Source organism: Maribacter sp. (assembly GCF_039968975.1).
GTDB lineage: Bacteria > Bacteroidota > Bacteroidia > Flavobacteriales > Flavobacteriaceae > Maribacter.
In genome coordinates, this window is record NZ_JBDVOT010000165.1 from 1 (window position 1) to 5741 (window position 5741).

Here is a 5741-nt window from a genome sequence, read left to right on the forward strand (position 1 = left end):
TATACCTTCTACCCAAAATTCTACGCGGTATTTCCATGCAGTAATTTTTAAAACCGGAGTGTTATGAGAATCCCATTGACCTTGAAGCGTATATGCCCAACCACGCTCTCTACAAAGCGCTATAAAAATATGTTGTCGTATTACATGAGCAGCAAACCTATTAGAATACGTATTTGTATTCACTTCTGCATCAGTTACAATATATAACTCTCTATGTGCCTGCTTGAAGGGTTGTTTTATTTCATTTTTTTCTAACCATCTTCGCCAAGATTGTACCTCACTAACACTTGCATTGACCGGGTGCCATAATTTAATTTTAGCATTGGTATAGTTTTTTAAAATGACTTCGTTGACATCAATAAACTCGTTATTTTTATAAATAACACTTGTGGTTTTATTACCTATCGTAAAACTCCAAATTAATTTAGTTCCAAAAAATCGTAATAGATTATTATCTAAATACAGCTTTTTCCATTGCTCAAAATCCCATTCACGCTTCGCTAAAAATATCTTTTCTATCCTACTTTTTTGAGCCGTCAAATTCGACTGAATATCTTTTACTTTTTTCTTGTATTCTTTTAGCTCTACTGCAAAATTGTCTTTTACATATTTCGGTACTGACTTTATCTTCTTCCCGTTTTCATTTTCCCAAAGCAAACTAAAACTAGAACTACTTTCAATGGCACCAATAGCTGTGTATTCTCCAAATTTTTGAATTAGCTGAAAATCAGAATTCAAACCAAAATCCTGAACAGCCAATTCTTCAATTTCATACATAGTCTTACCTTCCGCTTTTGCCACACGTTCAATTGCTTTGGTAATAATAGATTGCACAGAAGGATACTTAATTTTCATTCTAAACTTCGTAAGTCTAGAAATACCATCTTGATATGGAAGCTTAGAAAAAGAATAAATGCAACCATTTCCTAATTTAGCGCTTAGTGCCCCAACATTCCTTAATTTCTTATAACTCAACAACCCTAAATCCTCTATTATTTGATTTAGCTCATCATCATTTATCACAGCACTAGACCAAACAGCAGACCTTAATATTTGTATATTTTTATCTGCAATAAAATCGAACTCATATTCCTGGTTTTTATGAATCTGTCTAAAAAGATCTAAGGTTTCTTCTATCCATTTAATAAAACTAGTTTTTACCTTGTCTACACCTACTTTAGCAAGTAAATCATCAGATGTTTTTAACCAAGAATTTGCCGGTGCGCTTTTACCACCACCTTTAGAGAAGTGTACCAATAATTCTTTATAAACCTCTTGATCACTTTCTTTTAAAGAAGTAATAGTTTCATAAATACTTTTACCTAAAGGATCGTTACGATCCACTTCAAATTCCGAAGAATTTTTACCAATGTTTAAAACTCTGGTACCCAGTCTTATGTCGTCTGCAGATAAATAATTTCCTTTGGTAATCGCCTTTTGCACCTTATTTAAGGTAGACCTTAATTCTGGGGATACTCCCGTTTTCTGTACATCTTTCTCTATTTTACCCACCAACGGCACTATAGGCCAGTTGAAGCTATATAAATGTCCTTTGCTATCATGCATAAAGCCGTTTATAATTTCTAAGATTTCCTCATCATCAAAATGTATATCTGAAGCCCTAATTAATAAACTCAACACATTTTTAGCAGTGTCTTTCAAGAAGTGCCGGTCATCTCCCCAATCTGTTTTGGTTTGACCATTTTGGAGATAAATCAAGTCAAAAATAAAATCTTTTTTAAAAGAAGACGGCATCTTTTTGAGTTCTTTATACTTGGGTATATCATTTAATTTAACCGAATATCCATCTCCATATTCTAAAGCTTCTTCAAAAAATTCTTTACGAAAACTGAGAACGTCTGGACTAATTTCTAACTTACTTTCAATATCATTATTCACCCCAAACAACTTCTTAATAATATCTTTCATAGACTATCCCCCAATTAATTGTGTAAGTTTTACAAAGGCTATTTCAGTAGTTTTAGAAACCAGCACTTCTTGCTCCAAATCTTCTGCCTGTTTATTATCTATAAGTATAAAATAACCGTTCTTTTGAAAGGCATCTAATGCAACCAAAATCTGTTTTTCAATATCTATTTTTTTGCCTCGGTTTTTCAATTTGAAACCATTTAATGTTTTTTCTGCCTCACTAGGCTGAATTAAACCCTTAAAATAATTGGGTAGCTTCTCGTTGTAAGCATTTACCTCAGACTCTACTCGTGCAGAAATCAATTCTTTAACGGTAGTTCGTTCATTCCTGACAGCAATCTCTATCTGATTTAAAATATCACCAGTGAATGTTGCATCTTTTATAGTTAATAGCATTTTGAAGTTTTTCTAAATTTATGGATTTTTAAAATTTCAAAGGAAACTTATCTATTTAAATTATCAATAAAAATCTTAAGAAACAGTGAATCACTTCGCATACACAATCAGAAAATGAAACCACAAAATTTTCAATACTTTCGTCATTCATAAAACATTATATGACGGTTGAAGATTTAGTTGGAGAGTACAATATTATTGGTAGTAACCAAGATGAAGCATCTAATAACTACAAAGGAAAACTGGTTTTGTCTTTAGATGAAAATAATAGGATAATTGCAATGTGGACTATTGGCGCAGACCAAAAACAAACAGGCTCAGGATTCTTTAAAAATAATATTCTGGTTATAAACTTTAGATATTCTGGCGAAGATCAAAATATTTACAAAGGTGTTGCCGTATACCAGTGCCTCAGCAAAGATATACTAGACGGATTTTGGTCCGAGAAACATGGGAATCCGCTTTTCTTAGGAGAAGAACGGTGTTTTAGAATTAAAACAAATGTTGAACTATTAGATTAAGACTACATAGCAAACATAATATGGCAAGCTATAAACCCTATAACTGCTAAAATAATTCCTACTAGAAAAACGTGAAAGGAAGTTCTAAGTAGTTTAAACTTTCTATCTATAGTCTTACCTAAATAAAAGGTATCTTTTGCTATAGTCTTATAAAGCTCATCTCCCTTATACATTAAACCGGTAAGTTCTTCTGTATATTCTTCTTCGTTCATAGTATTAAAATTACCATAGAACAATAAATTATTGGTACTTCTATCACCATGCGTAAGTTCTGGTCTAGTTGCAAATACTGCATATGCAATAGATATAAGATTAGTTGCAAGCATGATAATTGCAGGATAAATAAGATGTGGATCTTTATCTAGCTGACTTAATACGGTACCCAGTATTATGGATAGAATAAGCGCATTGATGGAAATAAGAATATTCGATTTTCTATCAATCATCGTATTCAGCGTATATTGATTTTTGGACACCAACCGAAATAAGGTTTCCGCACCTCGCTCTGATCGAGGTTCTATCTTTGACAGTTTCTTTTTAAGGGTTTTTAATTTCTCCTTATCAATACCCAATTCAACAATCAATTGTTTATCTATCGCTTTTTCTTGTTTTTTTATTGCTTTTTCTGATTCCTCCATCATAAAATGATTTTACTAGCTATATATTTTCTTCGCTACTTTACCCACGGTTAATCCTTGTAATAGCACCGATACCAAAACAACAACATAGGTTATATATAATATAATTTCTGCTGAAAGGTCTTCTGACAAACTTAATGCCAATGCTATAGATATACCACCGCGTAAACCTCCCCAAGTTAATATAGCAACCGTTTTTATAGGTTTACTTTCTTCATGTTTTAGCAAGCTATACGGCAATAATACAGATATAAAACGAGCTAAAAGCACTACCAATACAGACAGGAAGCCAAATGTAAGGTATAACGAATCAAACTTTAGAAGATGTATGGTAAGACCTATTAAAACAAATAAAATAGCATTGAACACTTCATCTAGAACTTCCCATATATTATTCAATATTTTTCGGGTCATTCCTTTATTTGATGCTATATTAATTTTATTACCAATGACCATACCCGAAACTACCATAGCCAAAGGTCCGGATACATGCAATACAGAGGCTATTGCATAGCCACCTATAACAATGGCTAAACTTATTAAAACCGCTAATTGCGGATTTTCATTAATAGATTTAATAACTCTATACCCTATAAAACCTAGAAGTAAACCATAGACAATTCCACCAACGGCTTCCATTAAAAATAGCTCTCCAATACTACTACTTAAAGATTCTTTGCTATTTTCTTCTAAACGAGCTACAATTAACAAACCAGAAAATACTACAACACCAATACCATCATTAAATAAAGATTCGCCTTCTATTTTCACTCCCAAGCTTTTCTGAATATTTGCCTTTTTTAAAATTGACATTACCGCTATGGGATCTGTTGGTGAAATTAATGCTCCAAAAAGCAAAGCATGTATTAGCGGTAATTCTATACTTAAAGATTGAGCTAGAAAATAGGTTAAAAAACCAACTATAGCAGTAGAAATAAGCACACCTAGGGTTGCAAACAATAGAATAGATTTTCGCTCTTTTTTTAAATCATCTATATTAACATGTAAAGATCCTGCAAAAAGTAAGAAACTCAACATACCATCCATTAATAGACTTCTGAAATCTGTATTGATCACGACATCACAGAAATAAAGATAAAATGCCGGGAATATGTTTTGGGTCATTGTAACCAGCACGACCATTGATAATGCTAAAATCATTAACCCAATGGTTGATGGTAACTTTAACCACTTATAGTTAACATAACTAAAAAACGCGGCAATTAAGAATATGATACTAAATGATTGAAACATACTTTTTAATTTAAATCAAACTAGCATCAGTGATTATTTCCAGTAATGCAGGTCCATCGTGTGCTTTTAGTTTTTCTAAAGCAGGTATTAGTTCTTCTATTTTGGTAACTCTAATACCAAGTGCCCCACAATTTTCTGCATATTTTGAAAAATTTGCATTGTGTAACGAGGTTTTCCAAACATCTAATTCAGCCGCTTTTTGCTCCTTTGAAATTTTACCGATTTCAGAATTATTTAAAAGCACATGTTTAATGTTCATGTTGTATTTTACCAAAGTCATCATTTCTCCTAAATACTGACCAAAACCGCCATCACCTGAGACCGACCAAATAGGTCTTTCATTACCTTGAGCAGCCCAAGCACCCATTGCTGCCGGTAATGAAAAACCAATAGAACCCAAATAACCAGACATTAATACAGATTGATTTTTTGGTTCAAAATAACGACCAAAAGAATACGTATTATTACCCACATCTACAGCAATAACTGCATTATCTGGTACTACTTTATTCATAGCATCAAACACCGCTATTGAACTTAAACCTACAGCACTTTCATCTTTTAATCGGCTAGCTTTTTCTTCTTGCCATATCTCCCATCGTTTTGCAATTTCTGGGCGTCTATCTACCGTATTAATTTTTCCTTCCGTTTGTTCTTCAATAATTGTCAACGTTTCTGAAATCTCTCCCCATAAGGCAGCATCAACTTTATGAAATTTACTTAATGCAGCGGGGTCATAATCGACTTGTATTATTGGTTTTTTAGGTGTGATACCTGTATGATTAGAAAACGATGCGCCAAATACAATGAGCAAATCGCTCTCGTTCATGAACCAAGAAGCTATGGGTGTTCCACTTCTACCAAGTACTCCACAACCTAATTCATGATGGTCAGAAATTTGTCCTTTTCCTTTAAAGGTGGTAATTACCGGACAGTTTAATTTTTCTGCAAACGCTACTATAGCATCCATTTGAAAACGAGCACCGTGCCCTACAATGATTGC

General features: G+C 33.0%; 6 protein-coding genes. 1 reads left to right on the plus strand and 5 read right to left on the minus strand.

The genetic code is table 11. The annotated features are described in order from the left end of the window. A partial coding sequence (locus ABJI11_RS11145; protein WP_348352132.1) for a DUF4132 domain-containing protein occupies positions 1-1929 on the minus strand: 1929 nt, incomplete at its 3' end. Positions 1930-1932: 3 nt separating this feature from the next. After that, positions 1933-2325, minus strand: coding sequence for a hypothetical protein (locus tag ABJI11_RS11150; RefSeq protein WP_348352134.1), 393 nt, complete (start codon positions 2323-2325; stop codon positions 1933-1935). A 161-nt stretch (positions 2326-2486) separates the two neighbouring features. Here ABJI11_RS11150 and ABJI11_RS11155 point away from each other — a divergent pair, with 161 nt between their 5' ends. Beyond that, a complete protein-coding gene (locus ABJI11_RS11155) occupies positions 2487-2846 on the plus strand; it encodes a hypothetical protein (RefSeq protein WP_348352136.1) in 360 nt (119 codons plus the stop codon). Positions 2847-2848: 2 nt separating this feature from the next. On the opposite strand, the gene ABJI11_RS11160 is transcribed toward ABJI11_RS11155, so the two are convergent. The 3 genes from ABJI11_RS11160 to ABJI11_RS11170 all read right to left on the minus strand — a co-directional run. Continuing rightward, a complete protein-coding gene (locus tag ABJI11_RS11160; protein WP_348352138.1) occupies positions 2849-3487 on the minus strand; it encodes a Pycsar system effector family protein in 639 nt (212 codons plus the stop codon). 12 nt (positions 3488-3499) lie between these two features. After that, entirely contained in the window at positions 3500-4738 is a 1239-nt protein-coding gene (locus ABJI11_RS11165) for a sodium:proton antiporter (protein WP_348352140.1), read from the minus strand. A 10-nt stretch (positions 4739-4748) separates the two neighbouring features. Then, the coding region (locus ABJI11_RS11170) for a thiamine pyrophosphate-dependent enzyme (protein ID WP_348352142.1) at positions 4749-5741 on the minus strand (993 nt) is incomplete at its 5' end.

Coding starts and splice junctions, on each gene's coding strand:
- ABJI11_RS11150 (WP_348352134.1), bottom strand. CDS start 2,325: ATGCTATTAACTATAAAAGATGCAACATTCACTGGTGATATTTTAAAT.
- ABJI11_RS11155 (WP_348352136.1), top strand. CDS start 2,487: ATGACGGTTGAAGATTTAGTTGGAGAGTACAATATTATTGGTAGTAAC.
- ABJI11_RS11160 (WP_348352138.1), bottom strand. CDS start 3,487: ATGATGGAGGAATCAGAAAAAGCAATAAAAAAACAAGAAAAAGCGATA.
- ABJI11_RS11165 (WP_348352140.1), bottom strand. CDS start 4,738: ATGTTTCAATCATTTAGTATCATATTCTTAATTGCCGCGTTTTTTAGT.